Annotated in this window: 13 protein-coding genes and 1 pseudogene; 12 read left to right on the top strand and 2 right to left on the bottom strand. The window is 72.0% G+C overall.

What is annotated here, in order from left to right:
* The 9 genes and pseudogenes from QC282_RS21390 to QC282_RS21430 form a co-directional block, all read left to right on the top strand.
* Nucleotides 1-3208, top strand: a 3208-nt coding sequence (locus tag QC282_RS21390) for an Rne/Rng family ribonuclease (protein ID WP_279551140.1), incomplete at its 5' end; no start/stop codon positions are given.
* 255 nt (nucleotides 3209-3463) lie between these two features.
* Nucleotides 3464-3784: a 50S ribosomal protein L21 gene (gene rplU / locus QC282_RS21395; protein WP_004931419.1), complete on the top strand. Its 321-nt coding sequence runs from the start codon at nucleotides 3464-3466 to the stop codon at nucleotides 3782-3784.
* Nucleotides 3785-3798: 14 nt separating this feature from the next.
* Nucleotides 3799-4053 carry a 50S ribosomal protein L27 gene (rpmA, locus tag QC282_RS21400; protein WP_010041940.1) on the top strand — a complete coding sequence of 85 codons (255 nt, stop codon included), beginning with the start codon at nucleotides 3799-3801 and terminating at the stop codon, nucleotides 4051-4053.
* Between the two features lie 104 nt (nucleotides 4054-4157).
* Nucleotides 4158-5594: a GTPase ObgE gene (obgE, locus tag QC282_RS21405; RefSeq protein ID WP_279551141.1), complete on the top strand. Its 1437-nt coding sequence runs from the start codon at nucleotides 4158-4160 to the stop codon at nucleotides 5592-5594.
* Nucleotides 5595-5818: 224 nt separating this feature from the next.
* Complete coding sequence (locus QC282_RS21410) at nucleotides 5819-6220, top strand: FG-GAP repeat protein (protein WP_279551142.1); 402 nt, start codon at nucleotides 5819-5821, stop codon at nucleotides 6218-6220.
* 206 nt (nucleotides 6221-6426) lie between these two features.
* Nucleotides 6427-7977: an alkaline phosphatase gene (locus QC282_RS21415; RefSeq protein ID WP_279551143.1), complete on the top strand. Its 1551-nt coding sequence runs from the start codon at nucleotides 6427-6429 to the stop codon at nucleotides 7975-7977.
* Nucleotides 7978-8728: 751 nt separating this feature from the next.
* Nucleotides 8729-10228 carry a bifunctional cytidylyltransferase/SDR family oxidoreductase gene (locus tag QC282_RS21420; RefSeq protein ID WP_279551144.1) on the top strand — a complete coding sequence of 500 codons (1500 nt, stop codon included), beginning with the start codon at nucleotides 8729-8731 and terminating at the stop codon, nucleotides 10226-10228.
* A 159-nt stretch (nucleotides 10229-10387) separates the two neighbouring features.
* Entirely contained in the window at nucleotides 10388-12493 is a 2106-nt protein-coding gene (locus tag QC282_RS21425) for a hypothetical protein (RefSeq protein WP_279551145.1), read from the top strand.
* A gap of 129 nt (nucleotides 12494-12622) precedes the next feature.
* Nucleotides 12623-13453 (top strand): annotated as a pseudogene (locus QC282_RS21430) (glycosyltransferase family 2 protein); the annotation flags it as partial.
* On the opposite strand, the gene QC282_RS21435 reads toward QC282_RS21430, so the two are convergent.
* Together QC282_RS21435 and QC282_RS21440 are read right to left on the bottom strand one after the other, a co-directional pair.
* Nucleotides 13422-15461 carry a hypothetical protein gene (locus QC282_RS21435; protein ID WP_279551220.1) on the bottom strand — a complete coding sequence of 680 codons (2040 nt, stop codon included), beginning with the start codon at nucleotides 15459-15461 and terminating at the stop codon, nucleotides 13422-13424. The pseudogene QC282_RS21430 and the gene QC282_RS21435 overlap by 32 nt on opposite strands.
* 253 nt (nucleotides 15462-15714) lie before the next feature.
* On the bottom strand, nucleotides 15715-17148 hold the full coding sequence (locus tag QC282_RS21440) for a polysaccharide pyruvyl transferase family protein (protein ID WP_279551146.1): 1434 nt from the start codon (nucleotides 17146-17148) through the stop codon (nucleotides 15715-15717).
* 191 nt (nucleotides 17149-17339) lie between these two features.
* Here QC282_RS21440 and proB point away from each other — a divergent pair, with 191 nt between their 5' ends.
* From proB to QC282_RS21455, 3 genes are all read left to right on the top strand, one after another.
* Nucleotides 17340-18521 carry a glutamate 5-kinase gene (gene proB, locus QC282_RS21445; RefSeq protein ID WP_279551147.1) on the top strand — a complete coding sequence of 394 codons (1182 nt, stop codon included), beginning with the start codon at nucleotides 17340-17342 and terminating at the stop codon, nucleotides 18519-18521.
* A 204-nt stretch (nucleotides 18522-18725) separates the two neighbouring features.
* Nucleotides 18726-19181 carry a hypothetical protein gene (locus QC282_RS21450; RefSeq protein WP_279551221.1) on the top strand — a complete coding sequence of 152 codons (456 nt, stop codon included), beginning with the start codon at nucleotides 18726-18728 and terminating at the stop codon, nucleotides 19179-19181.
* Between the two features lie 81 nt (nucleotides 19182-19262).
* Nucleotides 19263-20549, top strand: coding sequence for a glutamate-5-semialdehyde dehydrogenase (locus QC282_RS21455; RefSeq protein ID WP_279551148.1), 1287 nt, complete (start codon nucleotides 19263-19265; stop codon nucleotides 20547-20549).
* Nucleotides 20550-20553: the final 4 nt, after the last annotated feature.

The following is a 20553-nucleotide window of genomic DNA, read 5'->3' on the forward strand; positions in this document are numbered from 1 at the left end:
GCAGCCCGAGCCCGCCGCACCGGCATCCGCGTCGGCGTCGGCGTCGGCGTCCGACGAGGCCGAGTCGCCGCGTCGCCCGGCGCGCCCCGCGGTCGCCGTGTTCCAGCCGCCGGTGTTCACCGAGCCCAGGTTCCAGACGCCCGAGCGCGCCGCCGCCGAGGCCGCGGCCGGGGTTACCGGGGTCGACGAGCCCGAGGAGCCCGAGGAGCCCGAGGAGACGGCCGAGGCCGAGGCGTTCCAGGAGGAGCAGCCCGCCGCGTCCCGCCGCCGGCGTCGCCGCCGCGGTGCCGCCTCCGACGAGGCCGAGAGCCGGACCGCCGAGAGCCGGACCGCCGAGGTGCCCGCCGCCGAGGACGAGTCCGAGGAGGCCGACGAGTCGGCCGAGGACCACGCCGAGGGCGAGGACTCCGAGGAGACCGGCTCACGCCGCCGTCGTCGCCGGGGCGGCCGTCGCCGCCGCCGGGGCGAGGCCGCCGACAGCGAGTCGGCCGAGTCCGACTCCGCGGACGTCGAGGAGACCGCCGCCGAGCAGGCCGCGCAGGACGCCGAGGACACCGCCGAGCAGGCCGAGGAGGACGCCGAGGAGTTCGCGGACGCCGAGTCCTCCGGGGGCCGCGACGACCAGGGCGCGGGTTCCAGCAGCAGCCGTCGCCGCCGTCGCCGTCGTCGCCGCGCCGGTGACACCGGCACCGACGCCGAGCCGACCCCGGACGACCCCGAGCGCACCGTCGTCAAGGTCCGCGAGCCCCGCAAGGCCGCCGAGCCGTCCGACGAGGTGCAGTCCATCAAGGGCTCCACGCGTCTGGAGGCGAAGAAGCAGCGCCGCCGCGAGGGCCGCGAGCAGGGCCGCCGCCGCGTGCCGATCATCACCGAGGCCGAGTTCCTGGCCCGGCGCGAGGCCGTCGAGCGCGTCATGGTCGTCCGGCAGCACGGCGACCGCACGCAGATCGGCGTCCTCGAGGACAACGTGCTCGTCGAGCACTACGTCAACAAGGAGCAGTCGACGTCGTACGTCGGCAACGTCTACCTCGGCAAGGTGCAGAACGTCCTGCCGTCGATGGAGGCCGCCTTCATCGACATCGGCAAGGGCCGCAACGCCGTCCTGTACGCCGGTGAGGTCAACTTCGAGGCGCTGGGCATGGCCAACGGGCCGCGCCGCATCGAGTCCGCCCTGAAGTCCGGCCAGTCCGTCCTCGTGCAGGTCACGAAGGACCCCATCGGCCACAAGGGCGCCCGCCTCACCAGCCAGGTCTCCCTGCCGGGCCGCTACCTCGTGTACGTGCCCGAGGGCTCGATGACCGGCATCAGCCGCAAGCTGCCCGACACCGAGCGGGCCCGTCTGAAGACCATCCTCAAGAAGATCGTCCCCGAGGACGCGGGCGTCATCGTGCGCACCGCCGCCGAGGGCGCGAGCGAGGACGAGCTGCGCCGCGACGTCGAGCGTCTGCAGGCGCAGTGGGAGGACATCCAGAAGAAGGCCAAGAGCGGCAACGCGCCGACGCTGCTGTACGGCGAGCCGGACATGACCGTCCGGGTCGTCCGCGACATCTTCAACGAGGACTTCTCCAAGGTCGTCGTCAGCGGCGACGAGGCCTGGTCGACCATTCACGGGTACGTGTCGCACGTGGCGCCCGACCTGGCCGACCGGCTGTCGAAGTGGACCTCCGAGGTCGACGTCTTCGCCACGTACCGGATCGACGAGCAGCTCGCCAAGGCGCTGGACCGCAAGGTCTGGCTGCCGAGCGGCGGTTCGCTGGTGATCGACCGGACCGAGGCGATGGTCGTCATCGACGTCAACACCGGCAAGTTCACCGGCCAGGGCGGCAACCTCGAGGAGACCGTCACCAGGAACAACCTGGAGGCGGCCGAGGAGATCGTGCGCCAGCTCAGGCTGCGCGACCTCGGCGGCATCATCGTCATCGACTTCATCGACATGGTGCTGGAGTCCAACCGGGACCTGGTGCTGCGCCGTCTGCTGGAGTGCCTGGGCCGGGACCGTACGAAGCACCAGGTCGCCGAGGTGACATCGCTGGGCCTCGTGCAGATGACCCGCAAGCGGGTCGGCCAGGGCCTGCTGGAGTCGTTCTCCGAGACCTGCGTGCACTGCAACGGCCGCGGTGTCATCGTCCACCTGGACCAGCCGACCGCGGCCGGTGGCGGCGGCAAGCGCAAGAAGCGTGCGCGGGCCGGGGCCGAGCAGCCGCACGAGCACGAGGCGGCCGTCGCAGTGGAGACCGCCGAGCAGGAGGCGGAGAGCGAGGCCGAGGTCGTCGCCGAGGTCGCCGAGCCGGTGGCGCTGCCCGAGCCGGAGTTCGCGCCGGACGAGGAGCTGTACAGCAGCGTCGCCGAGGCGGAGGCCGCGGCCGGCCGGGGCCGCTCGCGTCGTCGGTCGAGCCGCAGGGCGTCCGCCCCGGCGGGCGCACCGCGCGGCGAGACGGTCAGGCCCGAGCCCGCGAAGCCGGAGCCGGCCAGGACCGAGGCTCCCGCCGCCGAGGAGGCGCCGACCGCGCAGGACGTGACCGCCGAGGAGGCTGCCGAACGTCCGGTGCAGCCCGAGTCGGCCACCGAGGCGCTGGCCGAGCCCGCGGCCGTCGAGGACGCCGTCTCCGGCGCCCCGCAGCCCGCGTCCCGGCCCGCCGAGGAGGCCGCGCCCAAGGGCCGCACCCGCCGTCGCGCGACCCGCAAGGCCACCGCGCCGGCCGGTTCGCCCGCCGGTGCCGAGGCCGCCGTGGTGACCGTGTCCGAGCCGGCCCCGGTGTCCGAGCCGCAGGCCGAGGAGCCCGTCGCGGCACCGGCCGCCCCGGAGGCCGAGGCGCCCGCCGCGAGCGCCGCCCCGGCCCGCCCGAGGCGCCGTGCCGTGCGCAAGCCCACGACGCCCACCGCGTCCGAGGAGGCGGCCGTCGTGGTCGTCCCGTCGGCGCCGGCGGCGGAGCAGGCGGAGACGCCCGCCGAGGGCGTCACCGAGGGCGAGGCGGCCGACGAGGCCGCCCCGGCCAAGAAGACGGCCCGCAAGGTGGCGAAGAAGGCGACGGCGAAGAAGGCCGCCACCAAGAAGACCGCGGCCAAGAAGACGGCCGCGAAGAAGACGACGGCCAAGAAGGCGACGGCGAAGACCACCAAGTCGGCCGCCAAGAAGACGACGTCGAAGAAGACCGCGGCGGCCGCCCAGCAGGCGCCGTCCTCGGTCACGGCGTCCACGGAGGACTGACCCGCCCGGCCCTCTGCCGTACCGGTGAAGGCGCGGGACCCCGAGCGGTTCGGGGTCCCGCGCTTTCTCGCCGCAGGGGCCCGGTTTGACCCTTCAGGCCGGTCCCCCGTAACCTTGACCGTCGGCGTGTCCATAGGCAGGCCACATCCCCGTAAACCTCTTCCTCCCGGTCACAGGGTTGGCCGGGAGAGGCCGTCCGTTGCCGGGCGGCTGGACTGCGGGGGTGCCGTTCCCGAGCGAGAGAGTGAGATCCGCGTGTACGCCATCGTGCGCAGCGGTGGTCGCCAGCACAAGGTTGCTGTCGGCGACATCGTTGAGGTTGACAAGATTTCCACTGCCAAGGTTGGCGACACGGTCGAGCTCTCGACCCTGCTCGTTGTCGACGGCGACGCTGTGACCAGCGACCCGTGGGTGCTGGCCGGCATCAAGGTCCAGGCCGAGGTCGTGGACCACCACAAGGGCCAGAAGATCGACATTCTGCGCTACAAGAACAAGACCGGCTACCGCCGTCGTCAGGGCCACCGCCAGCAGTACACGGCGATCAAGGTCACTGAGATCCCCGCGGCTGCGAAGTAAGGGACTGAGGAGAGATGGCACACAAGAAGGGCGCATCGTCCACCCGTAACGGTCGTGACTCCAACGCTCAGCGCCTCGGCGTGAAGCGCTTCGGTGGTCAGGTCGTCAACGCGGGCGAGATCCTGGTCCGCCAGCGCGGCACCCACTTCCACCCGGGCGCGGGCGTCGGCCGCGGCGGCGACGACACGCTGTTCGCGCTGCAGGCCGGTTCGGTGCAGTTCGGCACCCACCGTGGCCGCAAGGTCGTGAACATCGTTCCGGTCGCTTGACCGGAAGCATTCGCGAGGCGGACCTCACTTCCCCCCGGGGAAGCGGGTCCGCCTTTCGCGTGTTGACCTGAAGACATTCACGCACGTAACTGGAGGCACATCCCATGACCACCTTCGTGGACCGCGTCGAGCTCCATGTCGCCGCGGGTAGCGGAGGCCACGGCTGTGCCTCCGTCCACCGTGAGAAGTTCAAGCCGCTCGGCGGCCCGGACGGCGGCAACGGCGGCCGGGGCGGCGACGTGATCCTCACCGTCGACCAGTCCGTCACGACGCTGCTGGACTACCACCACTCCCCGCACCGCAGGGCGACCAACGGCAAGCCCGGCGAGGGCGGCAACCGTTCCGGCAAGGACGGCCAGGACCTGATCCTGCCGGTGCCGGACGGCACGGTCGTCCTGGACAAGGCGGGCAACGTCCTCGCCGACCTCGTCGGCCAGGGCACCTCGTACGTCGCCGCGCAGGGCGGCCGGGGCGGGCTCGGCAACGCCGCGCTGGCCTCCGCGCGCCGCAAGGCGCCCGGCTTCGCGCTGCTCGGTGAGCCCGGTGACCTCCAGGACATCGTCCTGGAGCTGAAGACCGTCGCGGACGTGGCCCTGGTCGGCTACCCGAGCGCCGGCAAGTCCTCGCTGATCTCGGTGCTGAGCGCCGCCAAGCCGAAGATCGCCGACTACCCGTTCACGACGCTCGTGCCGAACCTCGGTGTGGTGACGGCCGGTTCGACGGTCTTCACCATCGCCGACGTGCCGGGGCTGATCCCGGGCGCCAGCCAGGGCAAGGGCCTGGGCCTTGAGTTCCTGCGCCACGTGGAGCGGTGCAGCGTGCTCGTGCACGTGCTGGACACCGCCACCCTGGAGTCCGACCGCGACCCCGTCTCCGACCTCGACGTCATCGAGGAGGAGCTGCGGCAGTACGGCGGGCTCGACAGGCGGCCCCGGATCGTCGTCCTGAACAAGATCGACGTGCCGGACGGCAAGGACCTCGCCGAGATGGTGCGGCCCGACCTGGAGGCCCGGGGCTACCGCGTCTTCGAGGTGTCGGCCGTGGCCCACCTGGGCCTGAGGGAGCTGTCCTTCGCGCTCGCCGACCTGGTCGCCAAGGCGCGTGCCGCGAAGCCGAAGGAAGAGGCGACGCGGATCGTGATCCGGCCCAAGGCCGTGGACGACACCGGCTTCACGGTGACCCGCGAGGACGACGGGCTGTTCCGGGTGCGCGGCGAGAAGCCCGAGCGGTGGGTGCGCCAGACCGACTTCAACAACGACGAGGCCGTCGGCTACCTCGCCGACCGGCTCAACCGGCTCGGCGTCGAGGACGAACTGCTCAAGGCCGGTGCCCGGTCCGGCGACGGCGTCGCGATCGGCCCCGAGGACAACGCGGTCGTCTTCGACTGGGAGCCGACCGTCATGGCCGGTGCCGAGATGCTCGGGCGGCGCGGCGAGGACCACCGGCTGGACGGCGCCCGCCCGGCGGCGCAGCGGCGTCGCGACAAGCAGGCGGAACTGGACGACGCGGACCGCGAGTTCGACGGCTTCGAGCCGTTCTGACCGCACCGGCCGCGGCAGTGGTCCCGGGCTGACGACGGGGAGAGTCCCGGCGTGTCCCGGGGCCACCACCCCGCCTTCCGGTGAGTCGTACTGGGCGGCACGGAGAGCTTTTCCGTAGCTCAACTGCCGTCCAGGTTCCCGGAGTCGACGTGCCCCTGTCGCCGCCGTCCCCCCACTCCCCGCGCCCGCGGCGGTCCGTACGGCCGCGAAGCCGGGGCGCCCTGGTGGTCGCGGTCGGGCTGCTCGCCGCGCTGGGTGCGGCGGCCCCCGCGGCGCAGGCGGGGCCCGCCACGACCGCCGGACCGCAGGACGACAGCGCCACGGGCCCGAGCGGTTCCGGCGTCCCGACGGTCACGCAGGACACCGCCGACGTCCCGGGCAGGGCCGAGCGGGACGACCACTTCGGCAGGTCCGTGCACCTCGCCGACGCCCACCACGACGCTCTCGCGGACCTCGCCGTCGGCGCGCCGGGGGAGAACGGCGACGCCGGGTCCGTGTGGACCTTCCGGTCCGGCCCGACGACGGTGGGCACGCCGAACGCGACGACCGTGTTCGGCCACTCGGTGCTCGGCACGACCGGCACGACCGGCACGAACGCCCGGCTCGGCCTGGGCTTCGCGTACTGAACTACCCCGCCCCCGTCCGCCGGTTGGCGGGCCTTCGGACCCGTTGCGGCCACGTCGCGTTCCTCGCGTCGTTCCCCCGCCGCAACGGGTCCTCTCTTGTCTGCCTAGTTGTCATGCACGCGAACCTCGTCGTTCAGCCGGTGGACCGCCCGGACGCGTCACCTCGTGGGGTGTCCAAGAGGTACGCGAGGCAAGGGAGTTCGCCGATGACCGGTGCAGTATCGCCCGACCGACGCCGCTTTCTGACCGCCGGTGCCGCCGCCCTCGGCGCCGCCGCCTCCGCCCAGCTGTGGCTGCCGGGCTCCGCCCGGGCGGCCGAGACCCCGCTGTCCGACGGCGTGTTCAGTCTCGGCGTCGCGTCCGGCGACCCGCTGCCCGACGGCGTCGTGCTGTGGACGCGGCTCGCCCCCGACCCGCTGAACGGGGGCGGCATGCCCGACCGGGCGGTGCCGGTGGAGTGGCAGCTCGCCGAGGACGCCCGGTTCAGAAGGGTCGTCCGCCGGGGCACCTCCCAGGCCCGGCCGGAGTACGGCCACAGCGTGCACGTGGACGTACGCGGGCTGCGCGCGGACCGCGAGTACTGGTACCGCTTCCGCGTCGGCGGACAGCTCTCCCGGACCGGCCGCACCCGCACCGCGCCCCGGCGCTTCGACGCGGGCGGACGGCTGCGCGTGGCCCTCGCGTCCTGCCAGAACTGGCAGCACGGCTGGTTCACGCCGTACGCCGACATGCTGGAGCAGGACCCGGACGTCGTGGTCTTCGTCGGCGACTACATCTACGAGTCCACGCCCTCCTCGACGGGCGTCCGCCGCCACGAGGGGACCGGCGAGCCGTACAGCCTGACCCAGTACCGCAACCGGTACGCCCAGTACCGCAGCGACCCCGACCTGGCCGCGATGCACGCCAACGCCCCGTTCGTGGTCACCTTCGACGACCACGAGGTCGACAACGACTTCGCCGGCGACATCCCGCAGGACCCGGCCAAGCAGCCGCACGACGCGTTCGTGGCCCGGCTGACGGCCGCCTACCAGGCGTACTACGAGCACATGCCGGTGCGTGCCACCGCCGTCCCGAACGGCCCGCACATCCGGATGTACCGCCGCCTGGACTTCGGCCGCCTCGCCCGGCTCAACGTGCTGGACACCCGGCAGTACCGCAGCGACCAGGCCACCAGCCAGGCCGGCGCCCAGGACCCGAAGCTCACGATGCTCGGCGCCGAGCAGAAGCGGTGGCTGCTGGACGGGCTGCACGACTCGCCCGCCCGCTGGAACCTGATCGCCTCCCAGATCATGATGGCCGAGACCGACCTCAAGGTCGGCGAGGGCAAGCTCTGGTTCTACGACGCCTGGGACGGCTACCAGGCCGAACGCAACGCGTTCATGCGGGAGTTCAAGAGGGTCAGCAACCCGGTCGTGCTCACCGGAGACCGCCATCTGACGATGATCAGTGACCTGAAGGAGGACTACGCGGACCCGGACTCCGCCGTCGTGGGCGCCGAGTTCGTCGGCACCTCCATCTCCAGCAACGGCGACCAGGACCAGGCCGCCTTCCGGGCCGAGTGGGACCCGCGCCGCGCGGACAACCCGCACTGGAAGCTGCTCGACGCCCACCGCGGCTACCACCTGTTCGACATCCGCCGCGACGGCATCGACGCCCAGGTCCGGGTGGTCGACACGGTCCGCGCGCCGCGCGCCGCCGCGAGCACCCTCGCCCGGCTGCGCGTGGACGCGGGGCGGCCCGGCGTCCGGCTGGCCTGACACCGCGGCGCGGGAGGAGCCCGGGACTCGTCGCCGTCCCGGACTCCTCCCGGCCCGTCCTCAGACCGTTCTCCCGGCGTCCCGTGACCATGGAGACGGATCTGTTCGCAAGACTCGCCGGGGTGACGGGACGGCCGTGACCGCCCCGCTGCCCGGCCGACATCCGGCTGCCGCACAGCGGCCCGCACACGACCCGACGCGGCGAACCGTTCTCTCACTCCGGCCGAAACCGAAATGCCGCGGCACCTGAACAAGGAATTCCGCCGCAATGGCCTTCCCGGTGAGCCGTATTCACGGCTCGTGCGGGGCGGCGCGGTCTCGCGGGATACCCGCGGCTCCGGCGCACGGCGAGCCGCGTCTCGCCCCCGAGGTGGCCGCCCAGGCGCTCTACGGGGCGCTCGCCGCGGTGGTCGGCACACCGGGTGGCACACGAGCCCCGCGAAGACGCGTACGGTTCATCGGACTCCGTCGAAGGAGCCCGTGAAAGTGCTCGGGCACCGCTGCCCGAAGAAACTGCGACAGTGTTGAACCGACACGGCGTCACCAGCGCGGTGCCGTACTCCTGTGGAGTTACTCACAGCAATTGTCAGAGGTGGCTGCGCTCGTTCACGGGGAGAACTCGCCATCATCAGGAGTGCAAGGTGAATGACAGGTTGCGCGCACATTTGCAGCGAAGGGCGCTCACCTTGCACTGCGGTAACCACAAGTGGGACCATTTCCAGGTTCCCTGTCGCCCCAAGGTAGGTCACCTGTGTCCCAGCACATAGACAAGCCCCGTACCACCGCAGTGATCCTGGCTGGTGGTACCGGTCAGCGCGTGGGTCTGTCGATCCCCAAGCAGCTGCTGAAGATCGCCGGCAAGGCAGTCATCGAGCACACCCTGACCACCTTCGAGAAGGCCGACTCGATCGACGACATCATCGTCCTGATGGCGCCGGGCTACGTGCCCGATGTCGAGAAGATCGTCGCCAAGGCCGGGTTCAAGAAGGTCTCCAGGGTCATCGAGGGCGGCGCCACGCGGAACGAGACCACCGAGCGCGCCATCTCCGCCCTGCGCGAGGGCCTCGGCGAGGGCGAGGACCTCAACGTCCTCTTCCACGACGCCGTGCGCCCGCTGCTGTCGCAGCGCGTCATCGACGACTGCGTCGCCGCGCTGGACCGCTACCAGGCCGTCGACGTCGCCATCCCGTCCGCGGACACCATCATCGTGACCCGCACGCACGGCGAGGACGGCGAGTTCATCACCGAGATCCCGGACCGCTCCCGGCTGCGCCGCGGCCAGACGCCGCAGGCCTTCAAGCTGTCCACGATCCGCCGCGCCTACGAGGTCGCCGCCGGCGACCCCAACTTCCAGGCCACGGACGACTGCTCGGTCGTGCTCAAGTACCTGCCGGACGTGCCGATCCACGTCGTCGCGGGTGACGAGTACAACATGAAGGTCACCCAGCCCGTCGACGTCTTCATCGCCGACAAGCTGTTCCAGCTGGCCTCCACGGCCACGCCCGAGCAGAACGGCGAGGAGGCCTACCGCGAGCTGCTGACCGGCAAGACCCTGGTCGTCTTCGGCGGTTCGTACGGCATCGGCAAGGACATCGCCGAACTCGCCGAGTCCTACGGGGCCACGGTGTACGCGCTGGGCCGCTCCACCACCGGCACCCACGTGGAGAACCCGGAGGAGGTCGACGACGCGCTGTCCAAGGCGTACGCCGAGACCGGGCGCATCGACTTCGTCGTCAACACCGCGGGCGTGCTGCGCATCGGCAAGCTGGCCGAGACCGACAACGCCACCATCGAGGAGGCGCTGAAGGTCAACTACCTGGCCCCGGTGCAGATCGCCCGCTCCTCGTACAAGTACCTGGCCGAGACCAAGGGCCAGCTGCTGCTGTACACCTCCAGCAGCTACACGCGGGGCCGGGCCGAGTACAGCCTGTACTCCTCGACCAAGGCCGCCATGGTGAATCTCACCCAGGCGCTCTCGGACGAGTGGGCAGGCGAGGGCGTTCGTGTGAACTGCGTCAACCCGGAGCGCACGGCCACGCCGATGCGCACCAAGGCCTTCGGCCAGGAGCCGCAGGGCAGCCTGCTGTCCTCCGCGGCCGTGGCCCGTACCTCGCTCGACGTGCTGCTTTCCGAGCTCACCGGGCACGTGATCGACGTCCGACAGCAGGACCCGACGGCGGCGGCCGGGAAGGCCTCCGGCTTCGAGCAGGCCCTGGCCAGTGTTCTTGACCGGCAGGACGGCGTGGCATAATCAACTTCAAATAGCCTTCTGATATTCAGGCCTCTGTGGCTGCCCGTTCGCGGAGCATTCACAGGGGCCTGAGTCCGTAAATTTCCCGGAGCGTTCACAGGGTCTTTTCCGGACTTTCTCGGCTTTGACAACCGGCACCCCTCTCAGAGCAGGTTCTCCGTGATATCCACCGCTATTCGCGTCGCCCGCGTGGGCAGCGCGGCCGAGCTGGCCGCGGCGGCCCTCATGATGCTGGGCTTCCCGGCACTCATGCTGGCCGCGCTCGTCCCGAGCGTTCCCGCCTTCGCGGCCGCGGCCGCCGTGACGTACCTGGCGGACCACTATCTGCACCGCAGGGGCAGCTACCTGGTCAACCGCCTCAGCAAGGTGCGCGCCGGTCTGTCGATCCGCTTCCTGATCCGCCAGCTGCTGCTGATCCTGCTGCTGGCCCGGCTGTCCCTCGCGGACAACCTGATCTACTACGGCGCCATAGCGTGCTTCATCGCCTTCTACGGCCTCCAGGCACCGCACGGCGCCCTGGTCACGCTGATCCGCAACCGCCGCAAGATGCCGGTCGCCACCCGCAACGTCGACCTGGCCGCCCGGCTCCGCATCCCGGACGCCCCGCCGCGCCGGCTGCTGCACCGCTCCGCCGAGAAGATGCTCCACCTCGACCTCTTCGCGGTGGCCGGCATCGTGACCGCCGCGGGCCTGGAGACGTCCGTGCCCGGGTTCGTGGGCATCGGTCTCACGGTGGCGCTGGCCGTGGCGTACGTCGCCGCGCTGCTGCCGTTCGTCCGGGCCACGCGGATCCCGCCGCGCGCCGAGATCGTCCTCGCCGCGGTCGACGACTGGCTGGCCGAGTACCGGCCGGAGACGGTGCTCTACTTCTCCGGTTCCAGGGACTCCGCGTACCAGGTCAACATGTGGCTGGAAACGATGGAGCAGCTGGACACCAGGCCGCTGATCATCCTCCGCGAGCGGGCCATACTGAACAACCTCGCGCCCACCACGGTCCCCGTCATCTGCGTGCCCGGAGGGGTGCACCTGATGAACATGGACCTGTCCACGGTGCGGGTGGCGCTCTACGCGGCGAACGTCGGCAAGAACATCCACCTGCTGCGCGTGCCCACCATGAAGCACGTCTTCATCGGCCACGGCGACAGCGACAAGCTGGCCAGCGTCAACCCGTACAGCAAGGTCTACGACGAGGTGTGGACGGCCGGCCGCGCGGGCCGCGACCGCTACGCCATCGCCGACGTCGGCGTCCGCGACGACGACATCGTGGAGGTCGGCCGCCCGCAGCTCGCGCCGATCGAGACCTGGCAGGGCACCGCCCCCGACGGACGCTGCCCCACCGTGCTGTACGCGCCGACCTGGGAGGGCTGGGACGACAACCCCGGCAACACCTCGATCCTGCTCGCCGGCGAGAACATCGTGCGGCGGCTGGTGACCGCCGACCCGCCGGTCCGCGTGCTGTACAAGCCGCACCCGTTCACCGGCACCCGCAGCCCGCTCGCCAAGGCCGCCCACCAGCGGATCACCGACCTCGTGACGCAGGCCGCCGCCGAGCGCGCCGCCGACCCCCGCTTCGTCGCCGACACGGCCGCGCAGACCGCCGCACGGGCCGAGCTGGCCCGTATCGAGGCCCGCCTCGCCGAACTGGCCGGCGGCACCGAGAAGGGCGACGAGGCCGAGGCCTCCCGGGACGGCATCGTGGACGTGGCCCGGCACGAGGAGACCGCCCGGCTGCGCGCCGAGTGGAACGACGCCTACTGGCGCTCCTTCCCGACCTGGGAGCACCGCGTCATCACGGGCGCCCAGCCCCGCCTGTACGACTGCTTCAACGTGTCCGACGCGATGGTCTCCGACATCTCCAGCGTGGTCTCGGACTTCATCGCCAGCGGCAAGCCGTACGCGGTCACGGACTCCGCCGAGCTGGGTGTGGAGGAGTTCAAGCGGCAGAACACCGCGGTGCGGGCCGCCGTGATCCTGTCCAACAGCGCCGTCGAGCTGGACGCGCTGCTCGCCGCCGTCCGCGACCCGGCCGCCGACGCGCTGGCCGAGGACCGCAAGGAGCTCAAGCAGTACCTGCTGGGCCCGGACGAGCCGGAGTCCATCGACCAGTTCAACACCGCCGTGGCGAACCTCGCCCTGAAGGCCGAGACGCGCAATGTCGGCCAGGCCACCCGGCTCGCCGCCGCCGAGGCGGAGACCGGGCTGGCCGAGGCGATGCCCGCGCAGCGGGTGACCGCGACGGGCGACACCGACCTGCCCGCGGGCTGATCCGCCCGGACTCACACGGAGGGCCCGGTCCCCGGCGAGAGATCTCGCCGGGGACCGGGCCTTTTCGGCCTTCTTACCGTATTCACGGGCATGTCCACCCAACCCCGGCCGTCCAACGCCCGTCTCGGCGCGCCGAAGTCGATGTGGGGCCGCACGCTGGAGCGCACGGACGTGTTCTCGTCCGCCATCAAGTTCACGCTCAGCGCGCAGAAGCTGTTCCGCCGCGAGCTGCTGACCCGGCACGGCATGCGGTTCGACGAGTCGCTGTTCACGGGCGAGGACGCGCTGTTCACGATGGAGGCGTATCTGCGGGCCGACGGGGTGTCCGTGATCGCCGACCACACCTGCTACTACCTGGTGGGCCGCACCGACGGAAAACACGTCACCAAGAGCGGCGACCACACCCTGCGCTTCGACTCCGCGCGGGCCCTGATGAACCTGATCGCCGAACTGGTGCCCGCCGGTGACCGGCGCGACCTGCTCATGGTGCGGCCGTTCGTCGTCACGCTGCTGGGGCAGTTCGGGCCGAAGTACCTCAAGGACGGCGAGGACGTACGGCGCCGGAAGCTGGAGCTGGCCGGGCCGCTGATGGACGCCCACTGGACCGAGGGCGTCGCCCGCCACCTCAAGGTGCACGAGCGGCTGCGGCTGCATCTGGTCGCCGAGCGGCGGCCCGACCTGCTGGCGGACGTCGTGGCGTTCGTGGCGGCGAAGAAGCGGGCGGCGGCCCTCCTGGAGAAGAAGGGCCGCCGCCTCTACCTTGCCTATCCGCACTTCCGTGACCGCCGCGCCGGCATACCCGACGCCGTCTACCTCGCCGCGCCGCGGGAGGCCCGCGCCTACCCGGGCTACCGCGAGGGCGGGTTCGACTCCTTCGTGCGGCGGGCCGCCCGCAGGGCGCGCCGACTGCTGCCGCCGAAGGACGACGTCACGCCGGGAGGGACGGCTGCTGCGGCATGACCTCCTCCCGGCGCTGGCCGGGGAGGTCCGCCGCCAGGCGCGCCGCCATGCGGGCCCGGTGCTCCCGGGCCTGGGCGCACAGCGCCTGGACGGCCGCGTTGAACCGTTCCTGCGACGACGGCTCGGCCGGGCCCAGCAGGCGCAGCTTCAACGCGGCGCGCTCCTCGGCCAGTTCGTCCAGCTCGGGCCGGCGGACCGTCTCCAGCAGCGCGGGCACCCCGGCCGCGTCCGGCGTCAGCACGGTCGCCGCCGCCACCGTCGGGAAGGCCGCGCGGAACGCGTCCTCGTCCAGCCCGCTGGTGTTCGCCACGGCGTACGGCTTGCCGCTCGCCAGGAAGTCGCTGATCACGCTGGACACGTCGCTGATCAGCAGGTCGGCCCTGTTGAAGCAGGCGTACAGCGCGGGCCGGGCGGCGGTGACGATCTGGTGCTCCCACTCGGGCAGCGACGCCCAGTACGCCTCCTCCCAGGCGGCCGTCGCCCGGGTCACGGCGTCCGCGCGGCCCGGCTCCGGCGTGGACTGGATCAGCATCCGCTCCAGCTGGTCGGCGCCCCGGCGGAACGCGGACACGGTGAGCCGGTCCAGCTCCTCGGTGCGGCGCGCCAGTTCGAGTTCGGCGTCGGCCGAGGGGCGCGGTCCGGTCCGGCCCCGGTTCGCCGCCCGGATGAGCTCCCGGATCCGCTGGTCGGCGGCGCCCGCACGCGGGTCGACCGACCCCGTCAGCGGATGCGGCTTGTACAGCAGCCGCACGCCCGGGTCGGCGACCAGCGCCCGCACCAGGTTCTCGCCGGCCTCGATCACCGACGTGTTGCCCGGGTTGCCGTCCCAGCCCTCCCAGGTCGGCGCGTACAGCACCGTCGTGTAGGCACCGGTCGGCGGGCCCGCGTACGGCCGTACCGCGTCCAGCTGCGGGCGGCCGGTCTCCACCACGTCCTTGTCCTCGACGCCGACGTCGGCGAGCGCGTACCGCTCACGCGCCGCGGGACCGGCCACCCACACCTCGTCGTACGCCTTCGCGTACGGGTTGCAGGAGGACAGCTTGTCGCTCTCGCCGTGGTTGACGAAGGTGTGCCGGATCGTGGGGATGCGCAGCACCTGCGAGGTCTTGCCCGAGTTGGACGGGTGGATGAGGACCTGGAGCGTGGAGTGCTCCAGGCGCATCAGCGTGGCCACCTTCGGCAGGCAGACGATGGGGATGTCCGTCGCCGCGATCTTGTCCACCATGAACCGCTCGCGCAGCACGATGACCGGCCGCCCGTCCAGCTTGGCGATGGGATCCAGCCACATGTTCGCCTGGTACGCCGAGGAGGCGCCGCCGGAGAAGTACAGCCCGACGGTCGGCCGGTACTCCGCGAGCCACGCGTCGAACCAATCGAGCACTTCCTGCTCGCCCGCCGGACGGCGGCTCGGCAGCAGCCGCACCAGCAGCGCGGCCAGGCCCGCCAGGGTGAGCACGAGGGACAGCGAGACACCGATCGCCGCCTGGTACGCGGCGTCGGTCACGGCCGTGACCAGCAGCCCCGCGGTCGCGGGCAGGCCGAAGAGGAGCAGCCGCTCGCCGGGGCGGCGCAGCAGGCGGTGCGGTGCGGGGGTCAGGCGCAGCGCCGAGGCGTCGATGTTGCGGGTGACGACGGGCAGCGTGCGGGTGCGGCGTACCAGGACGGAGACCGCCTGGACGGCGCAGTGCAGCCCGTAGAAGAACAGCAGGCCGACGAGGAGGACGGCGTACTCGGTCTCCCGGTCCTGTTCCCCGAGGCGCAGCAGGCCGGCCACGATGAGCAGGTCGCGCAGCACGTGCCGCACGGTGACGTCCGCGTGCGACTTGGCGAACAGCGTCAGCATGCCGCGCTGCCAGCGGTACACGACGCCCTCGACCGCCAGGGACACGACGGTCGCGGTCACCAGGAGCGCGATGTCCGGGCGGAGGGCGGCCAGCGCCTGCGCGGCGAAGGCGGCGGCCAGGGTGGCGATGACGAGCAGCTTGGCGACGGTCTGCCGGTGGGGCAGCCGCCGTCTCGTCGTGGGCTCCGACGAGGTCGGGGCTATCGAGGTCCGGCGTCCGGGACGCCGGCGGGCGGAGGGTAGGGGCACTGCGGGAACTCCAGGGGTCGTCGCGAGACGTGCTCCAGGGTTAACGCCGGCCGGCCATCGGACGACACGCGCGTGTACATGCCTGGGAGGTGTCGCGGAGTCTACGGCTCCGAATCGACCCCGTTCCAGTCCCCTCCCCCCAGCGCCGGCGGGGGTGCCCCTCCACCGACTACGGGCGGCCGCCCTGCAGCGCCCTGCGCAGCGGCCGGCCGACCACGCGGCGCGCCTTGCGGTACACCGAGGCGGTCACCGGCGCCGCCGCGGCGGCCTTCGCGCCGGTCCTGGCGCGGGCCAGCTCCCGCTTCAGCCGCGCGTTGTCCGCGGTCAGCTCCGTGACCCTGCTGTTGAGCCAGCCGAAGCGGGCGCCGAGCTCGGCGATGCCGGTGTCGTTCCAGGGCCGGATACCCGGCGGGAACGCCAGTGACCGCATGCGCCGGTCGAAGGCGGCGCCGCCGTCGCCGTGGGTGAAGGTGTTCTGCAGCCCGTTGCGGTCCAGGAACGCCGTGAACCGTTCGAACCGCTGGTGGTGGTTGCCCGTCAGCGCGCCGAAGTCGGCCTCCTCGTACAGCGTCGCCGGGTCGACGTCGGCGGGCAGCTCGTCGATCCGCCGGTGCGGAATCTCGAAGTAGCGGCACAGCTCCAGCGTCCGGGAGTCGCCGCACAGCACCGTCGCGGGCGTGCCGGCCAGCAGGGCCGCGATGTTGCCGTGGATGCGGGAGCCGAAGGAGTAGTCGAAGGCGCGCAGGTCGTCGATCCAGGTGACCGGGTCGATGTAGACGCGGACCTTGTCCTCCCGGTACATCGGGTGGTCGGGGTGCGTCGGCATCGCGGTCACGCGCGCGTTCGGGTCGGACAGGTCCCGCCAGTGCAACTGCCGCGCGTCGCTGAGGTTCTGGCCGATGTAGCGCAGGTGCGGGTAGCGCGCGTGGGCGCGGTCGATGATCCGGCCCATGCCCTGCTTCCGCACGGCGTTGTGCGAGCCGTTGACGGCGATCCGGGAGTCGGCGGTCAGTTCCGGGACCCGCTTGCGCACGGTGAGGTCCTTGCCGTGCAGGAACAGCGATGGGCAGCCGATGACTTCGACGTCCCGGAAGCCCATGTCCTTGAGGTACTGCTCGGTGAACTCGCCGCGCACCCCGATCGAGGCGCTGCGGTCGAGCACCGCGGAGACGAACTCGCGCACCGCCGGCTCCATGGGCTTCAGCCGGGCCGGGTCGTAGCCCAGCCCGGTCTGCGCGCCGACGCCCAGCACGACGACGGGTATCCGCAGCCTGCTGATCAGCCGTGTGAGCCGCTTCAGCTGGGGCTCGAACGACGGGCGGAAGGCGTTGGCGAGCGGCACGACGAAGGCGTCGTACTCCTGGTTGATGCGGCTCGCCGCCGAGACGTCGCTGCGGATGCCGTTGGAGACGACCTCGGTGTGCGGCGTCTGGAGGATCTTGTGCGCGGCGTCACTGAAGATCAGGTTGCCGGAGTTGGTGGCGATCACGTCCCGGTGCAGGGCCTCCTCCACCGGAACGACGTCGTACGGGCTCTTTCCCGAACGGAGGAGGACGCGCTTCGGGGGCAGCGCGGAACGAACGTCGCGATCTTTGGGTGCCACGCCGTTCAACGTAGGTTCACCGCTCATTTGATTTCTACAGGCAACCAGCACAACCTTTTCGCCGTGTGCGGCCGGTGAGCGGCACGTCACACGGCGTGTGTCCCGGGTGGTGGACCGGCGCGCGGCGCCGGGGCCCGTTCGCGTAGATTGCCGAGCGGGGCACGAACGCGCACGAGGGGAAAGAAGCCAAGGTGGCAGGGGCAAGGCAGGGCGTGAGAGAAGCCCGCAGGATCGTCGTCAAGGTGGGTTCCTCGTCGCTGACCACCGCGTCGGGCGGACTGGACGCCGACCGGGTCGACGCGCTCGTCGACGTGCTCGCCAAGGTGCGGAACGAAGGGGTGGCCCGAAAGGCCCCGGTCGAGGGCGGCGGTGGGAGGCGGGCGGGCGCAGGCGAGCGGGAGATCGTCCTGGTCTCGTCCGGCGCCATCGCCGCGGGGCTCGCCCCGCTGGGGCTGCGGCGCCGGCCGACGGACCTGGCCCGCCAGCAGGCCGCCGCCAGCGTCGGACAGGGCCTGCTCGTGGCCCGCTACACGGCCTCCTTCGCCCGCTACGGCGTCCGCGTCGGCCAGGTCCTGCTCACCTCCGACGACATGAGCCGCCGCGCCCACCACCGCAACGCCTCCCGCACGCTGGACAAGCTGCTCGCGATGGGCGCCCTCCCGATCGTCAACGAGAACGACACCGTGGCGACCGACGAGATCCGCTTCGGCGACAACGACCGGCTCGCCGCCCTCGTCGCCCACCTCGTCCGCGCCGACCTGCTGGTGCTGCTGTCCGACGTGGACGGCGTCTACGACGGCGACCCGAGCAGGCCGGGCACCTCCCGGATGGCCGAGATCCGGGGCCCGGAGGACCTGGCTGACGTCGAGATCGGCAGCGCGGGCAAGGCCGGCGTCGGCACCGGCGGCATGGTCACCAAGGTCGAGGCCGCCCGGATCGCCGCCGCCGCCGGCATCCCCGTCGTGCTGACCAGCGCCGTCCGCGCGGCCGACGCCCTCGCCGGCAACGACACCGGCACCTACTTCCACCCCACCGGCAAGCGCTCCGCCGACCGGCTGCTGTGGCTCCAGCACGCCTCCACCCCGCAGGGCTCGCTCACCCTCGACGACGGTGCCGTGCGCGCGGTCGTCGAGCGCCGCAAGTCGCTGCTGCCGGCCGGAATCGCCGCCGTGGAGGGCGAGTTCAGCGCCGGTGACCCGGTGGAGCTGCGCGACGGCACCGGGCGGGCGGTGGCCCGCGGCCTGGTCAACTTCGACGCCAAGGAGATCCCCCGGCTGATCGGCCGTTCCACCCGGGAGCTGGCCCGCGAGCTCGGCGCCGCATACGAACGCGAGGTCGTACACAGGGACGACCTGGTCGTCCTGCACCCGTAAGGACGTCCGTGGGCGCCTCGGCCAAGGCGCCCCTTATGTTCCGAATATGTTCCGAAACGTCGGCCCTCCTCGGTGGACGTTCCGTAAAACCCGCCCCGCGGACTCTTGCGGCCTGCTCAACTTTGTCTCGGCGACACGTTCCGCTCGTGCGCGGTGCGCGTGCACCGTGCGAGCCCATGCGTAAAGGAGGCCGTCGTGAGACGAGTGCGCCCTGGGGCGGCCGCGTCCCGCGGTGCCGCGGGCTCCCGCGCGAACGGCCGGGAGCGGGCCCTGACGAGCGTCGCGGCGGGAGACCGGTTCGAGGGCGAGGCAAAGGACCTGCCCCGCCTGTGGCACGTCACGCTCAGCGTCTCCGGCGAGGAGGCCCCGATCGAGAAGGTCCGGCGTTCCCTCGAACAGCTCGCCCACGACCACCCCTTCCTGCTGACCAGCAGATACGCGGGCGACCACGCCGAGATCCGGTACTGGGAGGAGGCCCGCGACCTGCATGACGCGGCCGCGGTCGCCCTGCGCCTGTGGGGCGAGCACCGCCAGAGCGCGGGCCTGCCGCCCTGGGAGATCGTCGGCCTGGAGGTCATCGACCGCGCGACCTACCACCAGCGCCTCGCCGAGGGGTACGGCCCGCCGCCCGCGAGCCCGGTCGGCGTCCACCCCTTTTGACGCGCTTGCCCCCGTTCATCACCTGTCTCGCGGTTTGGGATGACCGGTGAACGTCGGCTCCCGGCGCACTACCCTTCCCTCATGACCACGCTCTCGCCGTACGACTCGATGTCCCCGGTCACCCGGGCCGCCTACCGTGCCAAGGCCGCCGCCGCCACCCTCGCGCCGCTCCCGCGCGCCGAGAAGGACGACGCGCTGCTCGCCATCGCGGACGCCCTGGAGGTCCGTACGAGCGAGATCGTCGAGGCCAACGCCAAGGACGTCGCCAAGGCCCGCGAGGCCGGCACCAGCGAGGCCATCGTCGACCGGCTCACCCTCACCCCGGAGCGCGTCCGCGCCATCGCCTCCGACGTGCGGGACGTCGTCGCGCTGCCCGACCCGGTCGGCGAGGTCGTGCGCGGCGGCACCCTGCCCAACGGCATCGACCTGCGCCAGGTCCGCGTCCCGCTCGGCGTCGTCGGCATCATCTACGAGGCCCGCCCCAACGTCACCGTCGACGCCGCCGCCCTGTGCCTGAAGTCCGGCAACGCGGTCCTGCTGCGCGGCTCCGCCTCCGCCTACGAGTCGAACAGCGCCCTGGTGCGCGTCCTGCGGGACGCCGTCGGCGGCGCCGGCCTGCCCGCCGACGCCGTCCAGCTGGTGCCCGGCGAGAGCCGCGACAGCGTGCGCGAGCTGATGCGGGCCCGCGGCCTGGTCGACGTGCTCATCCCGCGCGGCGGCGCCTCCCTGATCAACACCGTCGTCCAGGAGTCCACCGTCCCGGTCATCGAGACCGGCACCGGCAACTGCCACGTCTACGTCGACGCCCACGCCGACCTCGACACGGCCATCGACATCCTGATCAACTCCAAGGCGCAGCGGCCCAGCGTGTGCAACGCCGCCGAGACGCTCCTGGTCCACCAGGACATCGCCCCCGAGTTCCTGCCGCGTGCCCTGGACGCCCTCGCCGACGCCGGGGTCACCGTGCACGCCGACGAGCGCGTGACGGCGTACGCCAAGGAGTCCCGGGCCACCGTGGTCGAGGCCACGCCGGAGGACTGGGAGACCGAGTACCTCTCCTACGACATCGCCGCCGCCGTGGTCGACTCGCTCGACAAGGCCGTCGAGCACATCCGGCTGTGGACGTCCGGCCACACCGAGGCGATCGTGACGACCTCGCAGCAGGCCGCCCGCCGCTTCACCCAGTTGGTCGATTCCACCACCGTCGCCGTGAACGCCTCCACGCGCTTCACCGACGGCGGCCAGTTCGGCTTCGGCGCCGAGATCGGCATCTCCACCCAGAAGCTGCACGCCCGGGGCCCGATGGGCCTTCCCGAGCTCACCAGCACCAAGTACATCGTCACCGGCGACGGGCACGTACGCCGCTGACACC

The organism is Streptomyces sp. DH24 (assembly GCF_029813775.1).
In the GTDB taxonomy this organism is placed as follows: Bacteria; Actinomycetota; Actinomycetes; order Streptomycetales; family Streptomycetaceae; genus Streptomyces.

Excerpts from the sequence above, each read along its gene's own strand:
- rpmA (WP_010041940.1), top strand. The coding sequence starts at position 3,799 with ATGGCACACAAGAAGGGCGCATCGTCCACCCGTAACGGTCGTGACTCC.
- obgE (WP_279551141.1), top strand. The coding sequence starts at position 4,158 with ATGACCACCTTCGTGGACCGCGTCGAGCTCCATGTCGCCGCGGGTAGC.
- QC282_RS21415 (WP_279551143.1), top strand. The coding sequence starts at position 6,427 with ATGACCGGTGCAGTATCGCCCGACCGACGCCGCTTTCTGACCGCCGGT.
- QC282_RS21455 (WP_279551148.1), top strand. The coding sequence starts at position 19,263 with ATGACCACGCTCTCGCCGTACGACTCGATGTCCCCGGTCACCCGGGCC.